This is a genomic window from Bifidobacterium sp. ESL0769 (genome assembly GCF_029395495.1).
GTDB lineage: Bacteria > Actinomycetota > Actinomycetes > Actinomycetales > Bifidobacteriaceae > Bifidobacterium.
Genome location: NZ_CP113918.1, coordinates 791,497 through 816,107, shown reverse-complemented (window position 1 = coordinate 816,107; position 24,611 = coordinate 791,497). Strand labels below are relative to the sequence as shown.

Below are 24,611 nucleotides of genomic sequence, written 5' to 3'. Positions count from 1 at the left end.
ATGCCACCTTCCCTATCAAAACTTATTGCCGAAGATGCGAGCAAAATCAGGAATCCGCGCGCTTTTTCTTGATTTTCATCGCATCCTCATCTTCAATCCTGAGTCGCACGCCTCTAACGCAGCCGTTACTTAACCGGCGTCATATATCTCACGTTATAGAGCGGCAGCAGCGTCTGATTAAGATTGAGCGGGAAGCCTGTCACGCCGTTCTTCATCGCCGTGGTGATGCGATAGTTGAACAGCCAATCGGCAGGCGCGTCCTCGCTGACGACCCGTGCGGCCTTGGCCAGCAACGCGTCACGCTGGGAGTCGCTGGAAGCGGCCATCGCCTGGTTGTAGTAGTCCTTGACCTTCTGGTTGCTGTAGTTGTAGTAGTACGTGTCTTGGGTCCACTGTGAAAAGTCGTGGCTTTCGTTGTGGTCGACCATCGATAAATCATAATCCTTGTTTTTGAGCACATCCTGCAGCCACGTGGAAAACTCGACCACGTTGACTTTCAAATCGATGTCAATGGGCTTGAGCTGACTGCGCAGTTGGTCACCGAGCTCTGTGCCGTAGGTGTTGGCGTAGGTCAGCCGCAGCTCGAGCGGATGATCGGGCGTATAGCCGGCCTCCTTCATCAGTGCCTTGGCCTTGTCAACGTTGTGCGGGTAAAGCCCGGTCAGATCCTGATAACCCGGGTCAAGTGAAGGAATCGGACCACCCAACGGCTTGTCCGCCCCACCGCGCGAGGCGATGAGCTGTTTGTGATCGATAGCATAGCGGATGGCTTGGCGCACGCGCACGTCCGAGGTCTTGGCACCCTTGGAATTCATGGCAAGCACATACTTGTCGGTGTCGTCACCGGCCGCGACGCGATAATGCTCGCTGTCTTTTACAAAGGGTTCGGCAAGATTTTCCGTCACGGGCGCCAGCACTTGGACATCCCCGGATTTCAGGGCATTGACGGCCGCGTTGTCATCGCCGAAATAGCGCAGCACGATGGTCGGGGTCACGGCCTTGTGCTCGCCCCAATATTTCGGATTGGCCTTCAAAGTGATGGAATCGTTCGGCACGAACTTGGCGACGGTGTACGGCCCGGAGCCCACCGCCTGCGTCTTCATGTCGTAGTTGGCGTTCTTGTCGAACACCAGTCCCGGCCTGCAGGCAAGCTCCCACAAGAGGTTGGCATAAGGCGCGGTCAAATCGAGCTTGACGGTATCGGCATCCGTCGCCATCACCGATTTGAAGTTCATAAGCGATTCGGAATCATGATAATGTTTGACCATCAATTCGTTGATGGACCATGCCACGTCGCTGGCGTCGAGTTTGTCGCCATTGGAGAAGTTCATACCACGGTTCAGATGGAACGTATAGCTCGTACCATCGGCGTTCTTCTCCCAGCTTTTGGCGAGTCCCGGCACAACTTTGTTATTGGAATCGCGGGCGACAAGCCCTTCATAGACATTCCCAACAAGCACCTGGTCGAGTGACGAGCCGGATTGGTTACGGATGTCGAGATTAGTCGGCGCGAGCTTGAGCCCAATGGTCACGGAATCGGCTGTATGCACCTGGGCAGGCGCGATACTGGCTTTTTGATTGTTGCGAATGACCACAAAAGCAGCAATAAGCGCCACAACGACAACCGCCGCGATAATCGCCCAGATCCAGCCTTTTTTCTTGCCGTTCCCAGCCTTGCCACCGGATGCTCCTTTGACATGTGCATTGAGCGTTTCATCGGTGCTGCCCGCACTGTCTTCGGCCTTGACGCTTGAGTTGTTGTGAGCGTCCGCGTTCGCACTGGAGTCACCTGCATCTGCAGAACCGCCCGCAGCATTCGCGTTGTGATCGGAAGCATTCATCGAGCCACCAGCAGCGTTTGCCGCATCGCCGGAAGCGTTCGTCGCAGTCTCGTTTTCGTTGGTGCCTGTTGTCTTGTTGTCGGTTGCGTCGTTTTCGCCGTACGCACCTGAATTGGTAGACATACTTTCCTCTTTGATAGATATTATTAAATTCGCTAGCCGCCCTCACGGGTCGTCTGCACTTGACAATCATACGAATACCGATAGATTTACACCACCGGCAGCGTATGATGGGACGCAAGACGAAAGGCGTTACGGCACCCCTATAAAGCGCCGGAAAATATGCCGATACATCTTTGGAAGGCGGACAACATGCTACTCGCGATTGACATCGGCAACACGAACATCGAAATCGGCGTGGTGGACGACAACTCCCCCGACACCTCCATCACCGACACCTGGCGCATCACCACCAAAACCTTCCGCACCAGCGACGAATACGGCCTGCTGCTGCTCCAATTCCTCGAATCCGGCGGATACACCCCCGACGATGTCGATGACGTCATCGTGGCCTCCGTGGTGCCACAGATCATGCATTCCTTCCGTTCCAGCATCGTAAAATTCCTCGATATCGACCCGATCATCGTCGGCCCCGGCGTGAAATCCGGCCTTTCCATCCGCATGGATGACCCCAAATCACTCGGTGCGGATTGCCTGGCGGATTGCGTAGGCGCCTACGGCACATACGGCGGCCCCGTTTTGGTGGCGGATTTCGGGACGGCGACTACCTTCAACTACGTTGACGGCAACAAATCCATCACTGCGGGCCTCATCAGCCCCGGTCTGCAAACCTCAATCAGTTCCTTGGTTTCCGGCACCGCCCAGCTGCCTGAAGTCGAAATCACACGCCCCGATTCCATCCTTGCCAAAGGCACAAAAACGGCCATGCAAGCCGGCCTCTATTACAACTTCCTCGGCGGCATCGAACGCACCATCAAACAATTCCATCGCGAAATAGACGAGGATTTCAAGGTGGTCGCCACCGGCGGTCTCGGCGCAGTTTTCAAAGACGACACCGAAGCCATCGACGTCTACGACCCGGACCTCATCTTCAAAGGCATGTCCATCATCTACCGCCTCAACGCTTGAGTTCTATTGCAGCGTGAAGCCCTGGTTGGTGCCATATTCCTTGATATCCTTCTGCCATAGCGCAATCCCCTGCATCAGACTGATTTTGGGACCGGGGTCCTGGGGCAACGTCAGCGGACTTCCGTCCGGGTTGGTCTGCCCAGCATTGATTCGTTCCTGCACCTTTTGCACCGCTCGCTCAGCGTTCGCCCATTTATACGATTGCCCCACCGTCGCCCTGAAATCGCCACGGGCATAGACCTCGAAGGGCAGATATTGGTAACCGAGCGACACATTCTCGGCAGCACGCGAAAGCACGCGGTTGAATTGCTGACCACCGAAATACGGCACGTCGATGCCCCGCGAATCACGAATCGTGGTCTTGGTCAGGAAGGCATGGCTGTTGAGCGTCGCCGTGTCCGCAGGAAACGCACCGCCGTCCACGCGCTTGGCGATGCCCGAGGGATCGAGACAGACGTAACGGATGAAACGCATCGCGGCTTCCGGTTTGCGAGTCAGATGCAATACAGCGAGCGCCGACCCGCCGTTCTCCGAATTGGTGCGCGAGCCGTCCGCCGTCGGCATCGGTGCGACGCGCCACAGCCCTGCGCTACCCGGCACGTCGGAAAGCAAAAGCGAAGGCATCCAGGCCCCGGTAAAAACAGAGGCGACGTTGCCCACCGCCAGCGCGTTTTTCCACCCGTCCGACCATGTGTTGAGCTGGGTGTTGATCAGTCCTTCGTCAATCATTTTCTGCCAGAATTCGCTGAAATTCTGCGTTCCCGAGTCATCGGCGAGATTGACGGTAACGGTTTTGCCGTCACCACTGGTATGGAACGGACGTCCACCGTTGAGCCAGATCATCGCATTGTAAAAGCTGGCGTCCCCCGCGTCGGCAGCGATATACACGCCTATGGTCTTGAGCTTTTTGGCCGCTTCGTAATAGTCATTCCACGTGTGTATCTGCGAGGCGTCGACGCCGGCCTGACGGAAAACGTCGTCGTTGTAGAAGAACGCCATCGGCCCCGAATCCATCGGCACTCCATAGACCCGGCCGTTGGTGTGTACGCTCGACCAGGTGCCGGGCGTGTAGTTGTCGCCGTAGCCCTGCGTCTGGTCGGTGATGTCGCGCAGCTGGCCGCTTACCGCATACTGCGGCAAGGCGAAGTATTCGAGCTGCACCACGTCGGGCATGTTATAGCCGTCCTGAATGGCGGAATTGAGGTTATCGTAACCGCTGGTGGATTTGATGTCGACGCGGATATCTGGATTGGCTTTTTCAAAGTCGCGGGCCTCCGCCTCCATGCTGGGCTCCCACGACCAGACGGTAATGACGGTGCGGTTGTCCTGCGCCCCGCAAGCGGCCGTTGCCGCAAGCAGCAGCCCGGCACATACCGCCGCAAACAGCCGTCGGACCTTGTTCATTCTACCCCTGTCGTCAATCCACCGTTCATTCAACGACAAGTCTATCCTCACCTTGCGAAGCCAAATAAAAAATGTTCCGTGAATCCGAACGAACAATCATTCGGATTCACGGAACATCATTTATCGATATTGCTGGGTTACCGGCAAATCATCGACGCTATCAGTCGATAATCAACCAGCGCCAGCCAGCAGCGAGCCCAACATCAATCACTGCTTGACGGTGTAGCCCTGCTGCTTGGCATAGTCGGTCATGTTCTTCTGCCAGGCCGCGATGCCCTTGTCGAGGGTGATCTTCTTGTCGGTGAAAGCGCCACCAGCATCATCGGAGAAGACGCCACGGGCATAGACTTCGAACGGCAGGAACTTGTAGCCGGGGATCACGTTCTTGGCGGCCTTGGCAAGCTCCTCGTTGAACTTCTGTCCGCCGAAGTACTCGTTGGGCTGGCCCTTGGCGTCGGTCATCGAGGTCATGTTGAGGAAGTCGCTGGAGGAAAGCGTGTTGTTGTCGGCCGGGAAGGCGCCGCCATCAACGCGGGTCTTGATGCCTTCCTTGTTGTGGCAGGCATATTCCATGAACTTGTACGCGGCCTTGGCCTTGGCGCTGTCCTTGGTCTTCATCAGAGCGAGCGAGGAACCGCCGTTTTCAGAGTTCTCAGTGCCACCCTTTTCCCAAGTCGGCATCTGCGCCACGCGCCACTTGCCGGACGCCTGCGGAGCGCCGGAAAGCAGGTTGTAAGGCATCCATGCACCGGTGAGCAGCGAGGCAATGGAGCCGTCGCCCAGGCCCTTGTTCCAGTCGTCGGACCAGCCCGGCGTCTTGGTGTCGATCAGGTCCTCATTGATGAGCTTCTGCTCGAAATCGGTCCACTTCTTGACCTTGTCGTTGCCGGTCAGGTTGATGGTCACGGTCTTGCCATCCTTGCTGGTCTCGAACGGCTTGGCGCCCGCCTGCCAGGTCATGGAGTCGAAGAAGCCGGCATCGCCGGAATCGGAGGTGATGTAGCTTCCGGTGGCGCGAACCTTCTTTGCGGCGTCATAGAACTCGTCCCAGGTGGTCGGCACTTGCGTGACGCCGGCCTTGTCGAAGACTTCCTTGTTGTAGAAGAAGGCCATGGGGCCGGAATCCATCGGCAGCGCGTAAACGCCGCCGTTGACGTTGACTGAGTTCCAGGTGCCCGGAGTGTAGAAACTCTTGTAGCCAGAAGCGCCCATATCCGCAAGATTGGTCACATTGTTGCGAATGACGTATTCAGGCAGCGCGTAATATTCGATCTGGGCCGCGTCAGGCGCACCCTTGCCTGCGGACATCGCGTTGTTGAGTGCGGTGTATTCCTTCTTGTTGGTTCCGGCGTTGGTCACCTTCACGGTGATATCCGGATTGGCTTTCTCGAAGCCTTTCACGGTACGAGGCAGCGTAGAATCCCAGGACCATACGAGAATCGAGGTCTTGCCACCCTTCGACGAGTCTGCAGAGGAACCGTTCGAACCGCCGCATGCCGCCAGCGGTACCAACATGGCAGCCGCGCCGACCATTGCGATCACTTGCTTAGTGAACTTCATCGTTCTTTCTCCTTCCCCAAATGCCTTTAAGACAAATGGAAACTTGTTCAACGTAACCAATCCTTTGAATCTTGATATCCCTTCAAACTCCTAGAAGCAAGAAGCAGATAGTCGATAATCGGTTCGTAAAATGATTGCGATAACATTTTTAAGTATACTTCACTTCACGTCAGTTTGCAAAATCGGAAGTGAGGCTTTTTATATTTTCTTTCTATTGGGCTACGGTAGGGAACGCCCGGAATTATTGGTCGTTATCTGCTAAAGCCTGCAAAACACCTACTTTTTATCTGAAGTTTTCATTGTCCTTTCACTATGAGCACACCGTTCGGCGAAACCGAAGCAGCGTTGCCGGCCTCGCGAACCTGTGCCAACGAAGACACCACGGCTTCCCCGTCGAACTCGACGTTCACGTCGTTGTCGCCACGGTTGAAGTAGAACACGAAATTACGACCTTCTTCGTCTTCTCGCTCGATACGAAGCACCTGGCCGGCGTCCGACACCGATGAATATTCGACGTCCATCTCGTCAAGCACCTGCGGCAAGGAAATCCGCAATCCTTCGCGCCCCAGCTTGCAGCCGACATAGGCGCTTTTGCCCGAACCGAAGGGGTTGACCACGATGGCGGGCACGCCGTTCATGCCGGTTCGAGGGTTCGCCTTATAAGTTGCCAGCACTTTGGCATCCGACGACGTCGAGGTGATCCAATCGGCCAAATCGTGGGCCACGGCACCGTTGCTCAAATCCAAGTGATCGAGAGCGCCGGGATGGTCGTCGCCCATCGGCGTGAATTCCTCGCTGCGCACGCCAACGACATCCTGAATTGAGCCGGGGTAACCACCCAGCCAGACGTGGTCACGTTCGTCGGAAATTCCAGTGTAATACGTCACGAAAAGCTTTCCGCCGTTCTCGACGTAGCGACGAACACGTTGCGAATCAGCCTTGCCAAGCAGATAAACACACGGCAACACAGCAGCCTCATAGGTGTCCCAATCGCCTCTCATCGGCACGATGTCGGCGGTGACTCCCAAATCGGCGAAGGCTCTGAACCAGTCCAAAGGCTCCGTATAATGGCGAACCTTCTGCGTCGGACTCGCGCTATGCTCCGTGGCCCATTCACTCTGATAATCGAACACGACGGCGACCGAGGATTTCTTCAGTTCCGTGCCTTCGAGACCTGCGTCGGAAAGCTTTTGCAAGTCCTCGCCGAGCTCGCAGACATCGCGGAAAATCTGGCTGTTTTCACCGGCGTGAGGCAGCATGGCACTGTGGAATTTCTCGGCACCGGCACGAGACTGACGCCATTGGAAATAGCAGATCGCGTCGGCACCCATGGCCACGTGGGCCAGCGCATCACGCACCGTCTGCCCCGGTTCCTTGCGGTAGTTGATCGGACGCCAATTGACGGCGGCCGTCGAATTCTCCATGAGGAACCACGGCTTTTTACGGGCCAGGCCGTCGACCAACGAAGCCGAAAAAGCCAGCTCATCCAAGTGCTGTTCGCCAGGAACGAAATAGTGGTCGTTCGAGACGAAGTCGACCTCGTCGCTCCACGCGTCATAGTCAAGCGTCGTACCGCCAGCGCTGACCATGAAATTGGTCGTCAACGGCTTGTCAGGCGTGATCTGGGCCAAAGTGTCGCGTTCGGCGGCGAAGAAATCCTTCAAGGCATCGGAGCTGAACCGCTTGAAATCAAGCAGTTTGCCGGGGTTCATGAAGTTGCCTTCGCCGATATAGCGCGGCGGGATGATCTCGCTGAAATCGTTCATCCGTTGGGCCCAGAACGCGGTGCCCCAGGCGTCGTTGACGGCGTCGATGGTGCCATAGCGCGCCTTGCACCACTCCTGGAAGGCACGCATGGCGTCATCGGAATAGTCGAAGCGGTTGTGGCATCCATATTCGTTGCTAACATGCCACGAGACCACGTAGGGATTGTCCTTGAAATGCTCGGCCATCTTGCAGCAAAGCCTCAGGGCGTACTCGCGGAACACCGGCGAGGTAGGGCGCCAATGCTGGCGCGCACCCGGCCAGCAGATGTCCCCGCGATCGTTGCGCCAGAGCACTTCCGGGTGCTTTTGCGTCAGCCACATCGGTGGAGAGGCAGTGGCGGAGGCCATATCCACGGCAATCCCCGCGCGACCCAGCTTGTCGACGATGCGGTCGAGCCAGCTGAAGTCGAAGACACCGTCGCTGGTCTCGATTTTGGCCCAGGAGAAGATGCCAAGTGAGACGATGTTGACCTTGGCTTTGCACATCAGGCGGATGTCGTCGTCCCAAATCTCCTCCGGCCATTGGTCGGGATTGTAATCACCTCCGTACCAGAGCCTTTGCCTTTGGCCGTCAAGAGGCTGCGGCCAACGATATGTTCTGCGTGTACTCATTGCTTCATATTCCTTGTATTGTCTCGTTTGTCGTCGTTTTTATTCTTTGACAGCGCCTGCGGCGAGGCCGGACTGCCAGTACTTCTGCAGGAGCAGGAACGCGATCACGAGCGGGACGATGGTGACCAGGCTCCCGGTGATCACCAGGTTCTGGATGGCCTGCCCGCCGGCCGTCGAGGCCTGGTCCTTCCACTGGTTCAGGCCGATGGTGAGCGGGTACCAGTCCGCGTCCTTGAGCATGATCAGCGGCAGGAAGTAGTTGTTCCATGTCGCCACGATCGTGAACAGGGCCGTGGTGACGATGCCCGGGGCCAGCAGTGGCAGGGCGATGGTGAAGAAGGTGCGGAACTCGCCCGCCCCGTCCACATGCGCCGCCTCCAAAAGCTCGGTCGGGACGGCCTGCTCGCTGAAGATCCACATCAGATACAGCCCGAACGGGCTGATCAGGCTCGGCAGGATCATCGCCCAGGGCGTGTTGGTCAGCCCGAGCTTGGCGAACAGGAGGAACTGCGGGACGGCCAGGGCGATGCCCGGCACGCTGATCGCGCCGATGACCACCGCGAACACGGCCTTCCGGCCGGGGAAGCGGAACTTGGCCAGCGCGTAGCCGCCCATGATCGCCAGCAGGGTGGCGCCGCCGGCGCCCACCACCACGTAGAGCAGCGTGTTCAGCAGCCAGCGGCCGAAGATGCCGTCCTGGTAGGTGAACACCTCCCTGAGGTTGTCCCACAGGGCGAAGGTATGGCCGAAGCCGAGGCCGAACGTCGAGGTGAAGTCGGCCTGCGTCTTGGTGGCGTTGACCAGCAGGTAGACGAACGGGAACAGGCAGTACGCGGCGAACACCGCCACCACGATCGTCAGCGGCCAGCTGCGGCGCGGGTTCTCCGGGTTGCTGAACCCGCTGTGCGCGCTCCGTTTGCGCTCGGCAGCCTCGTCCTTCGCCACCCGGCGCTGGCGCACCTTCTCGGCCTTTCTGGCCGCTTTCTCCTGCTCTTTCAGCTCGGACGCAGAAAGACGGTCGGGTCCGGACGTTGTCTTGGTTTGCATGGTCGTCCCGCTCATTTCATCTGCTCCTTCATGCTGTTCAATTGCACCGCGTAGGCCACCGCCATGGTGATCACGGCCATCACGATCGCCAGAGCGGCCGCATAGTTCGACTGGCCGCCCGTGAAGCTCAGGTTGTACGCGTACATGTTGGGCGTGTAGTACGTGGTGATCGCGTTGCCCGGCACCATGTTCTGCATGATGCTCGGCTCGTTGAACAGCTGGAAGCTGCCGATGATGCTGAAGATCACCGTGATCGCCAGCGAGCCCTTCAATTCGGGCATCTTGATTTTCTTGACGATCTGCCACTCGCTCGCGCCGTCGATCGCCGCCGCCTCGTAAAGCGAATGCGGGATCGTGGAAAGCGACGAATAGAAGATCAGCATGTTGTAGCCCGTGAACTCCCAGGTGACGATGTTGCCGATCGATGCGAGCAGAACGCTCGGCTGCAGGACGTCCAGATGCGTGCCCATCCACGTGTTGAACGAGCCGACCAGGCCGTACTTCGCGCCATACATGAATCCCCAGATCAAAGTGGAGACCACCGCGGGCACCGCGTACGGCAGGAACGTCGAGATGCGGAAGAACCGCGTGCCGTGCAGGCGCATCGAATCCAGCGCCAGGGCCAGCAATGCCGACAGGGCCAGCATGATCGGCACCTGCACCAGTGTGAACAGCGTCACCCGCCACACCGAACCCCAGAACTGCCCGTCATGGAACAGCCTCATGTAGTTCTGGAACCCCACGAACACCGTGCCGCCGATCATCCTCGTCTGGAAGAACGACAGGTAGATCGCATAAACGATCGGCACGATGAACACGAACAGGAACACCACCACAAACGGCCACAAAAACTTCCAACCACGCCAATCCACACGATGCTTGTTAACCGACACCGAGTCCACCTTGGGGCTTGGCCCGGCAGAAACCTCTGCTGCACTCATTTTGCATCTTCTCCTTCGAAGAAATCTCAGCGACGAGCCAACCTCACCCGCCAATGGAAAATGTTTACGTTACCATTATAGCATTTATTCTCAAAAGTAAAACACCAGTCGTGTCGATATACCCATTTATCAATCATTCCGTCTCTTGATAGGATTCACGGCTTTTGAGAGACGCAGTTACGCAATATGCCCTAATCATGGTATCGTCACCAATATAAGTGCAATATGACCAACGAACAACGATATAAGAGGCTAAGCCATGCCAACCAACCGGGTAGTGTCAATGCAGGATGTCGCCCGTGAAGCAGGGGTTTCCCCGCAAACCGTCTCACGTGTGGCCAACCACAGCAGCGCGGTGAAACCGGCTACATACCGACGTGTCGAAGACGCGATGCAGAAGCTCGGCTACCGGCCGAATTACGCGGCACGTGCGCTGAAGCACGGGCATTTCAACAATATCGGTGTCGTGCTTTTCAATATGACCTCGTACGGCAACGCCCGCATCCTCAACGGCATCAGCAGCGCAGCGCTCGACAACGATTATGCCGTCACCCTCCATCAGATCGGCTACGACAGCACGCACACCCTGCAGGCAGCGATTAACCGCATGAAGCAACTGCCCGTCGACGGGGTGATCGTCGTGCTGGAAAAGAATCTTCCCGACGTCAACTCGTACGTGCCCCTGCCGGATCTGCCGGTGGTCCTCATCAGCGAGGAACCTTCGGACCACTGCCCCACCGTGGACGCGGACCAATACGGCTGCTCCATCGCCATCGTCGACTATCTGTTGAGCCACGGGCATTCCACGGTCTACCATCTCGCCGGACCGACTTCCTCACGCGCGGCGCGGAGCCGCGAACTGGGGTGGCACGACGCGCTCGAGCAAGTAGGTGCGCCGATACCGCAGACCTACATCGGCGACTGGGATGCCGACAGCGGCTATCAAGCAGGCCTGTCATTGGCGACCAATCCGCGCTGCACCGCCATTTATGCGGCGAACGACCAGATGGCCTATGGGGTCATCCAAGCCTACGAAAGCCTTGGCAAAAAAGTGCCGCAGGACGTCAGCATCGTCGGCGTGGACGATTCGCTGGTCGGCCTCGTGCCCCGGCTCAACCTGACCACGATGAAGATGCCGTTCGACCAGATCGGGCGTACCGCCTTCGACATGATCAAGTGGCAATGCAACGGGCAGCACGTTCCCGCGGGGGTTAAGACCGTCATTCCCACGCAGCTCATCGAGCGTGGTTCCGTTCGTTCGATTAGGTAGGACATCGTAAGGAACGACTCAGCCGAGAGTGACCTGAGAAGTAAAAGTACGCGGCTCGCCGGTGACGGGGTCAATGAAACTCATGGAACGGGCCACGAGTTGAAGCGGCTCGGAGAAGTCGGCATAGTCCGGTTCGAGGATTTCCGGATATAAATCATCACCTTTAATCGGCAGCCCCAGTGAATTCATATGGACACGCAGCTGGTGCGTCTTACCGGTTTTCGGGTGAAGAACGTAACGGCGATCCCCTTGAGATGCAATATTCCCGTCCATCGCCACTAGCTCGATGACAGTTTCAGCGTTGACATTTCCAGGTATCTCGTACGCCTGCAAACGCCCGCGGTCCTTGACGATATGCGAACGGCGCTTGAGCGGGAAAACCGCAGGCGGGTTCAGACGCTCGATGGTGCCGGTTTTCGGCCGGATTATCGGTTTTGCCGGCGCAAGGCATTCATATACTTTTGTAACTCGATGCTCCTGAAACAGCATCTGATAAGCACCTCGCAGCTCGGGATTCCGAACGAAAAGCACCACCCCGGCGGTCAGTCGGTCGAGCCGGTGAGCCGGGGTAATCTGCGGTTCTTTAAAATGTTTGCGCAACCGAACAAGTGCGGTCTGCCGATACCACATCCCCCGCGGCGTGGTCGCGAGGAAATGCGGCTTGTCCACGACGATGATGTTCGCGTCCTGATAAAGAATCGTCAGCTCGAACGGCACTTCCGGCTCGTCGAGCACAAACCGATGCTTGGGTTGCAAATCTTCTACTCGACCGTCACGGACTTAGCGAGGTTGCGAGGCTTGTCAACGTCGTAACCCTTGAGTGTGGCCACGTCGAGCGCGAAAAGCTGAAGCGGGACCACATCGACCAACGGACTCAGGAGGGTCGGGCATTCGGGACGCCAGAAGACGATGTCCGCGTATTTCTCGGCGTCCGGGTCGCCGAGCTCGGCCACCGCGATGGTGAACGCACCACGCGCCTTGACCTCTTCGATGGCGGAGATGACCTTGTTGTGAAGCACGTTGCGCCCGCGCGAAGACGGGACGATGACCACCACCGGCTCCCCGGGCTCCACCAGCGCAATCGGCCCATGCTTAAGCTCACCGGCGGCGAAACCTTCAGTGAAGGTATAGGCGATTTCCTTCAATTTGAGCGCGCCTTCCAGCGCCACCGGATAGCCGACGTAACGGCCGAGGAAGAGGAACGACTTGGCGTTTAAGAGCCTCTTCGCGGCATCGCTGACGGTTTTGGCGTCGTTGTCGAGCACCCACTGGATCTTCTCGGGCATGGCCTTGAGCTGGTCCAGAATCTGATGAATTTCATCACGATAGAGCGTATTTTTGATCTGTGCGAAATATAGGCCAAGTAGGTAAGCGGCGATAATCTGGGCCACGAACGCCTTGGTGGAGGCGACGGCGATTTCCGGGCCGGCGTGCGTATAGAGAACGGCGTCGGATTCGCGCGGAATCGTGGAACCTTGCGTGTTGCAGATGGCGAGCACGCGGGAACCCTGCTCGCGGGCGTGGCGCAGGGCCATCAGCGTGTCCATGGTCTCGCCGGACTGCGAGATGGCGACAACCAATGTACGCGGAGTCAGAATAGGGTCGCGATAGCGGAATTCGTGCGCTAGCTCGACCTCTACGGGAATACGCACCCAATGCTCGATGGCGTATTTGGCGACCATGCCGGCGTAACTTGCGGTGCCGCAGGCCACAACGATGATCTTGTCAATCTGCTTGAAGACTTCCGGATCGATATGCAGCTCGTCAAGCTTGATTTCGCCGTCTTCGTTGAAACGGCCGAGCAGCGTATTGCGTACCGCTGCTGGTTCCTCGTGGATTTCCTTGTCCATGAAGGAGTCCCAGCCGCCCTTTTCGGAGGCGCTGGCGTCCCAGTCGATGGTAAAACATTTAGAATCGGTGACCGGGTTACCGTCGAAGTCAGTGACGGTGACGGAATCGCCGGAAATGCAGACCGCCTGGTCCTGGTCGAGTTCCATCGCCTCTTTGGTATAGGCGACGAACGCCGCCACATCCGAGCCTAGGAAATTCTCGCCATCGCCGAGACCAACAACCAGCGGAGAATCATGACGGGCGCCGACCACGATTTCGGGCTGGCGGACATCCACAGCCAGAATGGTGAACGCACCAGAAAGCATACGGGCCATGCGACGTATCGCTTCGAACAGGTCGGGCTTGCCGGTTTCCTCGATGATGGTATTGGCAATCTTGCCGAGCAGTTTCGCGGCCACTTCGGTATCCGTAGCGGAAAGGAAGGTGTAACCTTCGGTTTGCAGGTCCATCCTCAGCTTTTCGGCGTTTTCGATGATGCCGTTGTGGATGATGGCAATCTTACCGTCCTGACTGGTATGCGGATGCGCATTGACGTCGCTCGGCTCGCCGTTCGTGGCCCAGCGGGTATGGCCGATACCCACAGTCGCATCCGGCATAGGGCTGCGTTCGATATCCGCGGCGAGATTGGCCAGACGACCGGATTTCTTACGTACGGCGACAGTATTCATTCCCGGGGCGGCCAACGCCACGCCAGCCGAATCATATCCGCGGTATTCGAGGCGCTTGAGCCCCTGCATGCACACTTCCAGTGGTTTTCCACAAGCTGTCTTGTTTCCTGCAAATCCTACGATTCCACACATAGCATCCCAGTCTACGTGATGCGCCTGAAACGCAACACCACCCCCGCGAAAGTTTCACCATCTGCCGATATAACTACAGCACGTGGCTCAAGAAATCCTTGAAGCGGGGCTCCTGAGGGTGGTCGATGATTTCGGGACCGCCGTGTTCGACGACTACGCCATCATCCATGAAGACGATCTGGTCCCCCACTTCGCGTGCGAACCCGATTTCATGGGTCACCACAATCATAGTCATGCCAGCGTCGGCCAGCGAGCGCATCACCCCGAGCACTTCGCCTACCAACTCCGGGTCAAGTGCCGAAGTTGGCTCGTCGAAAAGCATGATTTTGGGGTTCATGGCCAGAGCGCGGGCGATGGCTACACGCTGCTGCTGCCCGCCGGAAAGCTGCATCGGATAATAGTCGGCACGGTCAGCCATGCCCACGCGTTCGAGCTCGCGCATAGCTTCTTCGCGGGCCTTGGCCTTGGGAACCTTGGCGACATGAACCGGCGCCTCCATCACGTTTTCGAGCACAGTGCGGTGCGGGAAGAGGTTGAAACGCTGAAACACCATCCCCAGCTTCTCGCGCTGCCTAGCGATTTCCTTGTCGTTCAGGGTCTGCAGTTCGTCCTTACCGGCGTGGTTGACGTGCTTATAGCCGATCAGCTCACCATCGACCTCAATGCTGCCACCAGTCAGCGTCTCGAGCTGGTTGATTAGCCGTAGGAACGTGGATTTTCCAGAGCCGGAAGGCCCAAGAATCACCGTCACCGTACCCGGCATCACCGTCATATCGATGCCTTTGAGCACATGCAGGCTGCCGAACGCCTTGTGGACCTGCGTGGCTTTGACGGCCGGTACTGCAGCAGCGTTGTCCAAAGGAGTCTGCGCTGCGCTGTCGGTGCCGTTGGAACCCTTGAAGCTATCGGATTTCTGCTCGCTTGGCGTGGTTTGCGCAGTCGAATCATTCGTTGTCATATCGTTCATCTCCGTCTCGTCTTCCTTCACGCGTTCAATCCGAGGAATGCCGTTTCGCCGGTGGTACTGGCCGCTTTGACGGCAGGCTTTTCGGCATCACCGCCGCCGTCTTCGACATCCGGACCATCCGAACCTTCATTGAATCCCTTGCCAAAGTATCGTTCGAGCCAAGCCTGCACGACCATAAGAATGGAAGTGATTACCAAATACCAGAAGCAGGCCACCATGAGCAACGGAATCGGCTTGAGGATACGATTGGCGATGGCGTTGGTGGCAAACTGAATCTCAAGACTGAACGGCACGGCAGAGACCAGCGAAGTGGTTTTGAGCATGCTGATGACCTCGTTGCCAGTGGGAGGGACAATGATACGCATGGCCTGCGGGAGGACCACGCGGCGCATGATCATCGTACGAGGCATGCCCAGCGCTTCTGCGGCCTCGCTTTGGCCGGGATCGACGGCTTCAAGTCCGGCACGCACGATTTCGGCAAGATAAGCCGATTCGTTCAATGCCAGACCGAGCATGGCGGCAAGGAAGCCTGGAGCAATGAGTTTGTTGAGCTGTTGGGTGTCCATCGACCAAAAATTGATTTTAGTAAACGGAATTCCCAGCGAAATCGTCGGAATCAGCACCGAGAAAAGGCCCCAGAATACCAGCTGCGTATAGACAGGCGTCCCACGGAAGAACCAGATCCAGAACCAGCTGACCCCGCGCAGTACCGGGTTGACGGACTTGCGCATCACCGCCAGCAGCACGGCCAGCACGATGGCGATGAGCATGGAGGTCACTGTCAGAATGAGCGTCCAGCCGATGCCGTTTAGCACATGCTCGTTGAACAGATATTTCCACACTATGGGCCAGCCGAACTGCGGGTTGGTCACCATGCCGTATACAAGCAACGCCGCGAGCAGAGTTACAATGACTCCGGCGATCAGCGAACCGGGACGATGCACCGGCCTTGCATGAATCCGATTGGGAATATCCAGTCCATCCGATTGGCTCTTGTGTGCCATAACGCACCTTTCCTCTTTCATCGCTGTTAAAAACCACAACCTGACGTCGCGTTCCAAGAAGCAGAACACGCATAAAACCTATTTGTATATTATACGAAGCTACGCATAATTGTTACGTTGTCTCGTATACAGGGACACCAAGGCTGATTTACTTCACACAAGACACTTCGCCACCGACAACCATTCCGCTTGTGACAACGGCAAAGCCGACAATGCCATCACCCGCGCAGTACCGGCAATGACAAGGAAGTCCGACCGACACCCACCGGCATCGATCGGACTGACCACTTCGCCATATACTTATTTGACGTCGGTATAATCGTTGATCTTGGATTGCTGAATGGCTCCGGACTCGTCGCCCCAAGACTTGAGAATCTTCATATAGGTGCCGTCGTCCATGAGCTTCTGCATAGCGGCCTGCACCGCCTTCGCGGTCTGCATGTCGCCCTTCTTAACCACCACGGCTTCAGGCGTCATATTGAAGGCCTTGCCTAGAAGTTCAAGACCGCCTTCGCTCTTCTTGACCGCATAGCCAGAAACGGGCGAATCGGCGCAGAACGCGTCAGCCTTGCCGTTGGCCACGTTGGTCGCCACCACGGTCTGCTCCTTCATGGACTGGATGTCGATGGCCTTCTTGCCCGCGGCAACGCACTGCTGGCTCAGGCTTTTCACCGTCTTTTCGTGAACGGTGCCGGTCTGCACGGACACGCTGTGCCCGCACAGGTTGTCGACCGTAAGCTTCTTAGGGTTGCCTTTCTGCACGGCGAAGGAGGCACCAACATTGAGGAATGAGACGAATTCACCGGCGTCCTTACGGGCGGGATCCATGGTGAAGCCGGAGATGCCGACATCGTATTTCGAACCGATACCGGGCATGATGGAGTCGAATTCTGCGGCGGTCGGGTCGAACTTCAAGCCGAAAATGGCGGCAAGCGACTTGGCGATATCCATGTCGTAGCCGATCGGGGTCTTGCCGTCCTTGTCGAGGAACTCGGCAGGAGCGTAATCAGGCGAGACACCGACGGTGAACTTGCCGTCTTTTTTGATTGAATCCGGAAGCATTGAGGCAATCTTCTCGTCTTTCTTCACGGAGCCGGTGATGGAGTCGCTGCTCTTGGGCGTCGCGCTCTGATCGCTTTCATCAGTGGTGCCGCACGCAGCCACGCTGGCCAGCATCGCGGTGGCACAGACACTGGCCAGAACGACCTTGATCGACTTGGAAATTTTCAGCGACATATTGAATCCTCTCTGGGGCGGATTCACTCGCTCCGCCTTCTTCGTATAAATGCATAATATACTCACCTACGTATTTATGCAAAAACTCCATCTCAATAAATGGACATCGAAAATAAGAATGAACTCAGCGCACCAATTTGTTCTTGTAGCGCATCGCACGCAGCGCCTCGCGCTTGTCTTCGGCCTCGCGCAAGGATTGACGCTTGTCGTATTCCTTCTTGCCTCGGGCCAAGGCGATTTCTGCCTTCACTCGGCCATCCTTGAAATAGAGACTCAGCGGCACGATGGTATAACCCTTCGCCTCCGTCTGTCGGCTAAGCTTGGCGATCTGCGAGGCATGCAGGAGCAGTTTACGCTTACGCTTCGGGGCGTGGTTGTTCCACGTACCATTGAGATATTCGGGTATGTTCGCGCCTTCCAGCCACATCTCGCCGTTGCGGTCAATGGAGACGAACGATTCCGCCAGCGACGCACGGCCTTCGCGCAACGACTTGACTTCCGTACCGGTAAGCACCAGGCCAGCTTCGTAATGGTCTTCGATCGTATAGTTGTGCCGAGCCTTGCGGTTCTGCGCGATGAGCTTTGTGCCTTGTTCCTTCGCCATGCCTTTCCCCTTTGCCTGAAACCCTAATCTTTCCCGATTTTTCTTCACGTCTGATATGCCCCGACCATAGCACGAACGCGCCACCCGGTAAGGGCAGCGCGTTCACAACTTGGCGGTTATGGCAATCAATCAAGCCAACAACCGAAACCAGCCGTCAGTATCAGTAAATATATTCGTAAGCGCTCGAAGCACCAATGGTCTCATAAGCCGGGAAGGTGGAGAATCCGGTGCCACCCTCGGAAATCATCATCATGCCGCCATTAATCGACTCGACTACGGCCACATGGCCATACGTGTAGTCGGCAGTCCAATGGCCACCGACGCTCTGGCCGCGGGCGAAGACGACGACCGCACCGACAGCGGGCGTACGTCCAACCGACCAGCCCAAGGCGCGCGCGCTATTGGCCCAGTCTCCGCCGTTGCCCATAGTTCCGGTGACGGGCCTGCCCAAAGCGTTCCTACGCATCCAAGCCCAAAGCGTGCACTGGCGAGGCGGGTACGGCGCGTATCCACCGCTCCAAGCCGGAACCGAAGGAGCTGCAGGCGCAGGCGCGGGTGCGGGAGTATAGCTGCCGCCACCGGAGGATGAGCCACTGCCCCATGTCTGCCCGCTGGAATGTGCGTTGTAGTTGTTGTTATAAGCCGCAGCCTGTGCTTGGGACTGTGCGTCGATCTGCGCCTTCAACGATACCGTCTGCGCCGCGGCCCTTGCAGAATCCGTGGTCAGCTGGCTCTGCTGGCTTTGCAGATAATCACGCTGGCTCATACCCTGGCTGAGCAGGTCCTGCAGGCTGCTCTGCTTGGCCTGCGCAGTCTGGGCTGCCTGCTGGGCCGCTGCTGCGTCGCTGTCGGCCTGAATCTTGAGTTTGGAAATCTGTGCTTCGATGGCGTCAAGACGCTGCTTGCGGTTCATGGAAGAGTTGAGCGTATTGGCATCCTCGTCGGCGGCGTTGGCTTCGCTGCGCTTGACGGCGGCCTGCGACTGCATCTTATCGACGAAATCCTGAGTGGTGGAAGACTTGGTGACCACGTCCATGACCTGCGTGGCCTGCGTAGCGTGGAAGCTGTCGCGCGCCACCTGAGCGACGCCGGCCTTCGCATCATCGTAATCGATACCGGTCTGCTTAATCTTGGCCTGCAGGTCGTTCTTGTCTTTGATGGCGGCGTTGAGGCGGTCTGTGGTCGATTGCGCCGCGGTCTGGGCCTGCGTGGCGCTGCCCTGTGCGGCATCGGCTGCCTGCTGGGCCGCAGGAATCTGGTTATCGGTCAAATCGTTGAGCTGGATGATCTTGTTCGCCAAATCGGAATTGACCCCGGCAAGCTGGTTGCGCAGATCGTTGGTTTCCTGTTGCTTCTGCTGGTAATCCCCCCAAGTGGCGGCCTCGGCCTGCTCCGGATTGATGGTAAATACCGCAGCGGCGGAAGTCAGAAGCGTAGCGACGGCAAGTACCATCCCCACAAACAGACGCAAACGTTGAGTGACTTTCAGCACGACAACACCTTTCTTAAGTAATGCAGTGTCCCCATTGTAACAAACCCATATTATCAGTCCAGATAGTGAGTCTATTACAATATAATAGTAGGTCTTGGTCTCCTAAACCCGCAGATATCGCCGTAGGGATATCGTCGAAACAATGGCGGAAAGCAGCATCGCGCCGACAACCAGCGCCGGGGCCATTAGCCACACCGTCGTCTGGTTGACGAAAGGCATCCACTGCACCGTCTTGGCAAGCCAATCAGTGATGAACAGCTTGACGATGGCGCTCAGAGCCGCACAGGAGAGCAACGAGCCCAACAACGAGGCCAAAACGCCTTCAAGCACGAACGGTAATCGAATTGTCCAGTTCGAGGCACCCACCAGACGCATAATCTCGGTCTCGTTTTTCCTTGAAGCCGCACTCATACGTATGGTGATCGCTGTCAGCAGGACAGCCACGACCACCATCACCGCCGCCAAGACCAACGTGACCACGGTACCTTTGTTAAGCACCGCAAAGACCGGGTCGAAGATCTGTCGCTGGTCAAGCACCTCCTCGACCCCTTGGCTGCCTGAAAGCGTTTCGGAGACCTCTTGATATTTGGTCGGGTCTTTGAGCTTGAGTCTCAGCGAATCCTGCATATCCGCGGCCGTGAGCGTTCGACCCTGATAGATGCCGTTCGGGTATTGCTTGAGGAACGTGTTCTTGTAAAAGTCCTCGCGGCTTTCGTAAGTGATTTTCGAGACCACGTTGCCGAGTTCGCTGTGAATCTTGTGCTGAAGCTGGAGGATTTCCTGCTGGGTGGGCGCCTTGCCGGCCGAGCAGTTGGCGGCCTGGCTGGTGCCGTCAGGGCAAAGCCAGACCACGACTTCGACCTCCTTGTACCAGTCACCCTTCGCCTTGGTGATCTGCGCCTGCATCAGGCCGGAAGCGCCGATAAAGAGGAAAGAGATGAAGGTGACCAACAGCACGGAAAGAATCATCGAGACGTTCTGTCTCAAGCTCGTCCATGTTTCAGAAAGAATGAACCGTGCTCTCATTTCCGCTCCTCCGCATTCTGGCCGTCGCTGTTGCTACGAACTTGTGCGTCCTGGACTTGTTTGTTGTTTTGCGCATTTTTGGCTGCCGCAGGCATTGGTTTCAACTTGGATTGCGATGGCGGAACCGGGGGTGCAGGAAGCGACGGTGCTTTGGTCTTTGCTTTCGCTTTGCTTACCTTCGCTTTATCAGCGTTTACCCTGCTGGCCTTCGCGGCTTGTGCTTTACTGGCATTGGCTGTATCGGCCTGTGCTGAACCGGATAGCGGTTTCTGAGCACTGGTCAATTCCTCGGCCGTCAGGCCTTTGCCCCACGTCATCGTGGTCTCGGCCGATTGGAAGGCTTCGCCGTATCGTCCCGTTCTGCCGGAATGCACGGCATTGGCAAGACGCGCGATACCCTCGTTTTCGCCGGTACCGTTGGCCACAGCATCGGCAACAACATCCATGGCCTGGGTGGCGACGATGGAACGGTCATCAATGGGTTGGGCATTGTCGGCCTGCCCGTCAGCCGGTGATATGACCTTGGCAAATGTCTGCGGGCGCTTGAATTTGCTGGCGTTGGGGTCGATGACCTGCTTGGCCTTAGATTCCACGTCGGCATCCGGAAAGTAGCGGGCCGAATCATAGCTGCCCTTGGCTTCGTCGCGCACGATCTTGCCTGCGTGCAGTTCGACGACGCGTTTGCGCATGGAATTGACGATTTCCTCGTTGTGTGTGGCCATCACGATGGTGGTGCCGGTACGGTTGATAGCGTCCAGGACCTCCATGATACCCAAAGACGTTGTCGGGTCGAGATTACCGGTGGGCTCATCGGCCAGAAGGATCTGCGGGTGGTTGACGTAGGCGCGGGCGATGGCCACACGCTGGGCCTCGCCGCCGGAAAGCTCGTGCGGGTAGTTCTTTTCCTTGCCGGTAAGCCCTACGGTTTCAAGGACTTTGGGAACCAACGACTTAATGGTCGAACGGCGCGTGCCGATCACTTCGAGCGCAAAGGCGACGTTCTGCCAGACGGTTTTGTTGTTCAGCAGCTTGTAGTCCTGGAAAATGAAACCGATCGAACGACGATACTGCGGAATCTGACGGGAATTGAGGCGGCGCAAATCGTTGCCGGCCACACGGATTTCGCCGTCCGTGGCCTCTTCCTCGCGCAGCAGCAAGCTCAGCAATGTCGTTTTGCCGGAGCCTGAAGCGCCCACAAGAAAGACGAAATCGCCACGTTCAATGTTGAGGTTGATATGGTCTAGGGCTGGCCTGGTGCCCTTCGGGTAGATCTTGGAGACCTTGTCCAATGTGATCAACGCCATAATGCCGTTTCCTTACTGTTTGCTGCTCAAGTCCAAGTCTACGGACTCCAGCATCGCAGATTGTCCTGATTCTATCGAAGTCACCGAAAGTCTTTACTTTTTACCATTTGCCTTGGTTTTGTCTTGGGCCTGCTCGGCTTCAAGCGCTGCCTGACGACGCTGTTCATGACGCCAGCGGATGCCGGCATCGATAAACCCGTTGATATCGCCGTCAAAAACCGCCTGTGTCTGGCTGGTTTCGTAGCCGGTACGCAAATCCTTGACCATCTGATAAGGATGCAATACATACGAACGCATCTGATCGCCCCAGCTGGCCTTGATGTCGCCGGCCAACTCCTTCTTCTTCTTGGCTTCCTCTTCATGGCGGAGCACGAGAAGGCGAGACTGGAGCACGGCCATGGCAGCAGCACGGTTCTGAATCTGGCTGCGCTCGTCCTGCATGGTCACCACGATGCCGGTGGGCAAATGGGTGATACGGACCGCGGAATACGTGGTGTTGACGCCCTGGCCACCGGGGCCTGACGAGCAGTAGGTGTCCACACGAATATCGGAATCGGGGATATCGATATGGTCGGTCTCCTCAACCAATGGCACCACTTCGACCGCCGCAAAGCTGGTCTGACGACGGCCTTGGTTATCGAAAGGTGATATACGGACCAAGCGATGCGTGCCACCCTCGACGGAAAGACGGCCGTAAGCATAGGGCGCATCGACCTCGAACGTTGCTGATTTGATGCCGGCCTCTTCGGCGTAGGACGTATCCATGACCTTGGCCTTGTAGCCGTTGCGCTCGGCCCAACGCAGGTACATGCGCAGGAGCATCTGCGCGAAATCGGCCGCATCGACACCGCCCGCGCCGCTTCGGATGGTAACGACCGCGCTGCGCTCATCGTATTCGCCGTCGAGCAGGGTCTGGATCTCCATCTCGTCGAGGTCTTTCTGCAGCGCATCGACGCCGTTCTGAGCCTCTTTCATTGAATCGACGTCGTCCTCTTCCTGTCCCAACTCATAAAGGGTTTCGATGTCGTCAAGCCTGCTCGAAAGCGAATCGAGCTTCTTGACCAGCCCCTGTTTGTTGGAAAGCCGGCTGGTGACCTTCTGCGCGTTCTCGACGTTGTCCCAGAGATTCGGCGCCGATGCCTCTTTCTCGAGTTCGCCGATTTCGGACTTTAGGCGATCGACGTCCAGCGCCTTTTCAATCGTCTCGTATTTGCTACGCGCCTCGCCCAACGCTTGTGAAAAATCAAATTCTGCCATTGCACTCCACCTTATATTTACTCGCTGAAAACTCTCTGATTGCCTCTCGGCGCAAGATTGTCGGATACCGATTCCGTTTCCCGTTCTTACGGTTTCCACAAACCTTCTGATTTATAAGGTACGTATCAATTCATTGCCTTCAACGAATCCTGTGCCACAAAACCGGCTGTTTCAACCGTCACGACCTTACCGCCGTAATATACGCAAGTCGTCAAAGACCCGCATAGATTGCAGGAATCACCAACGCAATCAGCATCGAAGCGGCCACGACGATGCAGATCGCCCGCACGATATTGCGGCGACGGCTCTCGCGGCGTTCGCGATCTTTCCTGTAATCACTCACAATCCTTCATTGTATCGAGCCTACGGGATTTAGCGTCGCTCTTGGGCTTTGCAGGGACAAAAATGCCAACATGCGCTAGATTAGAAACATATTCATTTCAACACTTGAGCGAAAAGGAGCGAGTATGAGTGACGAACGGACAGCTTGGGGCTGGGGTCTGGCCTCGATCGACGAGGCGGGCAACACGCTGGACGTGTGGTATCCAAAGTTGGAAATGGGCGCGGCGCCGGCTGAGGCCGACCGTCCCCACCACGGATTCGACGCCCTCGTACGCACCAAAGTAGACGAGCGTGGCGTACGGCGCGTGCCGGTGTTCACCGTTTCCGCTCTCGACTCCCCTATCGTCGACGCTGCCGATGCCTACCTGCGCCTGCATTTGCTGAGCATGTGCATGGTCGAGCCGAACACCATCAATCTCGACGGTATTTTTGCCAAGTTGTCCAACGTAGTGTGGACCAATTACGGACCGTTCGCCGCCGAAAACTTCGCACTGCGCAAGATGGACGTGATGAACGCGGTCGTCCGCTCCAGCAGGGATGCCAGCGGCATGCCTACCCCTTACATCGATGTCAACGTGCTCAGCGTCGACAAATTCCCGCGCATGATTGACTATGTGGTGCCTGAGGGCGTGCGCATCGGCGACGCCGACCGCGTACGTCTCGGCGCTCATCTGGCCGCCGGCACAACGGTGATGCACGCCGGTTTCGTCAACTTCAACGCCGGAACGCTCGGCACCTGCATGATCGAAGGTCGGGTTTCTCAGGGCGTCACCGTCGGCAACGGCTCGGACGTCGGCGGCGGCTCGTCAATCATGGGCACGCTTTCCGGCGGCGGCAAGTTGCGCAACTCCATCGGCGAGCACAGCCTCTTGGGCGCGAACGCCGGCATCGGTATCTCGCTGGGTGACAACTGCGTTGTGGAGGCGGGGCTTTACGTCACCGCCGGTACGAAGATCACCATCCACGACAAGGCCAAGATCGCGGCGGGCGAACCGCTCGAAGTCGTCAAGGGATCCGAGCTCTCGGGCAAAGACAACATTCTCTTCATCCGCAACTCGGTGACCGGCGCCATCGAGGCCCGCTACCGCAAGGTCGGCATCGCTCTGAACGAGAAGCTGCACAAGAACTAATATCACTCCGCGCAAGTCGGGGAATAGGTTTTTCGGATCGGCCATTTTCCGCCATTCTCAAAAACCTA

20 protein-coding genes are annotated in these 24,611 nt (G+C 57.3%); 3 read left to right on the top strand and 17 right to left on the bottom strand.

Going from position 1 to position 24,611, the window contains the following annotated elements; translation table 11 throughout:
• Positions 1 to 125: 125 nt before the first annotated feature.
• Complete coding sequence (locus tag OZX72_RS03250) at positions 126 to 1,964, bottom strand: ABC transporter substrate-binding protein (RefSeq protein ID WP_277158979.1); 1,839 nt, start codon at positions 1,962 to 1,964, stop codon at positions 126 to 128.
• A gap of 189 nt (positions 1,965 to 2,153) precedes the next feature.
• Between OZX72_RS03250 and OZX72_RS03245 the strand changes: the two genes are divergently transcribed.
• Positions 2,154 to 2,930 carry a type III pantothenate kinase gene (locus OZX72_RS03245; RefSeq protein ID WP_277158978.1) on the top strand — a complete coding sequence of 259 codons (777 nt, stop codon included), beginning with the start codon at positions 2,154 to 2,156 and terminating at the stop codon, positions 2,928 to 2,930.
• A 3-nt stretch (positions 2,931 to 2,933) separates the two neighbouring features.
• Here the strand turns inward: OZX72_RS03245 and OZX72_RS03240 are convergent, their stop codons facing one another.
• The 5 genes from OZX72_RS03240 to OZX72_RS03220 form a co-directional block, all read right to left on the bottom strand.
• Entirely contained in the window at positions 2,934 to 4,334 is a 1,401-nt protein-coding gene (locus OZX72_RS03240) for an extracellular solute-binding protein (RefSeq protein ID WP_277158977.1), read from the bottom strand.
• A 207-nt stretch (positions 4,335 to 4,541) separates the two neighbouring features.
• A complete protein-coding gene (locus OZX72_RS03235; RefSeq protein WP_277158976.1) occupies positions 4,542 to 5,894 on the bottom strand; it encodes an extracellular solute-binding protein in 1,353 nt (450 codons plus the stop codon).
• Positions 5,895 to 6,190: 296 nt separating this feature from the next.
• Positions 6,191 to 8,272 (bottom strand): beta-galactosidase, encoded by a 2,082-nt coding sequence (locus tag OZX72_RS03230; protein ID WP_277158975.1) that lies wholly within the window; start codon positions 8,270 to 8,272, stop codon positions 6,191 to 6,193.
• 39 nt (positions 8,273 to 8,311) lie between these two features.
• Positions 8,312 to 9,334, bottom strand: a complete 1,023-nt coding sequence (locus OZX72_RS03225) for a carbohydrate ABC transporter permease (RefSeq protein ID WP_277158974.1) — start codon at positions 9,332 to 9,334, stop codon at positions 8,312 to 8,314.
• Entirely contained in the window at positions 9,331 to 10,260 is a 930-nt protein-coding gene (locus OZX72_RS03220; protein WP_277158973.1) for a sugar ABC transporter permease, read from the bottom strand. The genes OZX72_RS03225 and OZX72_RS03220 overlap by 4 nt, the downstream gene beginning before the upstream one ends.
• Positions 10,261 to 10,543: 283 nt before the next feature.
• Between OZX72_RS03220 and OZX72_RS03215 the strand changes: the two genes are divergently transcribed.
• Positions 10,544 to 11,530, top strand: coding sequence for a LacI family DNA-binding transcriptional regulator (locus OZX72_RS03215; protein ID WP_277159347.1), 987 nt, complete (start codon positions 10,544 to 10,546; stop codon positions 11,528 to 11,530).
• Between the two features lie 18 nt (positions 11,531 to 11,548).
• Here OZX72_RS03215 and OZX72_RS03210 read toward each other — a convergent pair whose 3' ends face one another.
• From OZX72_RS03210 to OZX72_RS03160, 11 genes are all read right to left on the bottom strand, one after another.
• Positions 11,549 to 12,286, bottom strand: coding sequence for a pseudouridine synthase (locus OZX72_RS03210; RefSeq protein ID WP_277158972.1), 738 nt, complete (start codon positions 12,284 to 12,286; stop codon positions 11,549 to 11,551).
• 5 nt (positions 12,287 to 12,291) lie between these two features.
• Complete coding sequence (glmS, locus tag OZX72_RS03205) at positions 12,292 to 14,181, bottom strand: glutamine--fructose-6-phosphate transaminase (isomerizing) (protein WP_277158971.1); 1,890 nt, start codon at positions 14,179 to 14,181, stop codon at positions 12,292 to 12,294.
• Positions 14,182 to 14,254: 73 nt separating this feature from the next.
• Entirely contained in the window at positions 14,255 to 15,148 is an 894-nt protein-coding gene (locus tag OZX72_RS03200) for an amino acid ABC transporter ATP-binding protein (RefSeq protein ID WP_277158970.1), read from the bottom strand.
• 17 nt (positions 15,149 to 15,165) lie between these two features.
• The gene (locus tag OZX72_RS03195; protein WP_348519669.1) at positions 15,166 to 16,152 is read right to left on the bottom strand and encodes an amino acid ABC transporter permease; all 987 of its coding nucleotides are present in this window, start codon (positions 16,150 to 16,152) and stop codon (positions 15,166 to 15,168) included.
• A 300-nt stretch (positions 16,153 to 16,452) separates the two neighbouring features.
• Positions 16,453 to 17,382 (bottom strand): ABC transporter substrate-binding protein, encoded by a 930-nt coding sequence (locus tag OZX72_RS03190; protein ID WP_277159346.1) that lies wholly within the window; start codon positions 17,380 to 17,382, stop codon positions 16,453 to 16,455.
• Positions 17,383 to 17,512: 130 nt separating this feature from the next.
• On the bottom strand, positions 17,513 to 17,992 hold the full coding sequence (gene smpB, locus OZX72_RS03185; RefSeq protein ID WP_277158969.1) for an SsrA-binding protein SmpB: 480 nt from the start codon (positions 17,990 to 17,992) through the stop codon (positions 17,513 to 17,515).
• A 160-nt stretch (positions 17,993 to 18,152) separates the two neighbouring features.
• Complete coding sequence (locus OZX72_RS03180) at positions 18,153 to 19,484, bottom strand: CHAP domain-containing protein (protein ID WP_277158968.1); 1,332 nt, start codon at positions 19,482 to 19,484, stop codon at positions 18,153 to 18,155.
• A gap of 102 nt (positions 19,485 to 19,586) precedes the next feature.
• A complete protein-coding gene (gene ftsX / locus OZX72_RS03175) occupies positions 19,587 to 20,510 on the bottom strand; it encodes a permease-like cell division protein FtsX (protein ID WP_277158967.1) in 924 nt (307 codons plus the stop codon).
• Positions 20,507 to 21,814, bottom strand: a complete 1,308-nt coding sequence (gene ftsE / locus OZX72_RS03170; protein ID WP_277158966.1) for a cell division ATP-binding protein FtsE — start codon at positions 21,812 to 21,814, stop codon at positions 20,507 to 20,509. Before ftsE ends, ftsX begins: the two co-directional genes overlap by 4 nt.
• Before the next feature lie 93 nt (positions 21,815 to 21,907).
• Positions 21,908 to 23,071, bottom strand: a complete 1,164-nt coding sequence (gene prfB / locus OZX72_RS03165; protein WP_277158965.1) for a peptide chain release factor 2 — start codon at positions 23,069 to 23,071, stop codon at positions 21,908 to 21,910.
• Between the two features lie 211 nt (positions 23,072 to 23,282).
• Complete coding sequence (locus OZX72_RS03160; protein WP_277158964.1) at positions 23,283 to 23,414, bottom strand: hypothetical protein; 132 nt, start codon at positions 23,412 to 23,414, stop codon at positions 23,283 to 23,285.
• Positions 23,415 to 23,538: 124 nt separating this feature from the next.
• Between OZX72_RS03160 and dapD the strand changes: the two genes are divergently transcribed.
• On the top strand, positions 23,539 to 24,543 hold the full coding sequence (gene dapD / locus OZX72_RS03155) for a 2,3,4,5-tetrahydropyridine-2,6-dicarboxylate N-succinyltransferase (protein ID WP_277158963.1): 1,005 nt from the start codon (positions 23,539 to 23,541) through the stop codon (positions 24,541 to 24,543).
• Positions 24,544 to 24,611 lie beyond the last annotated feature (68 nt).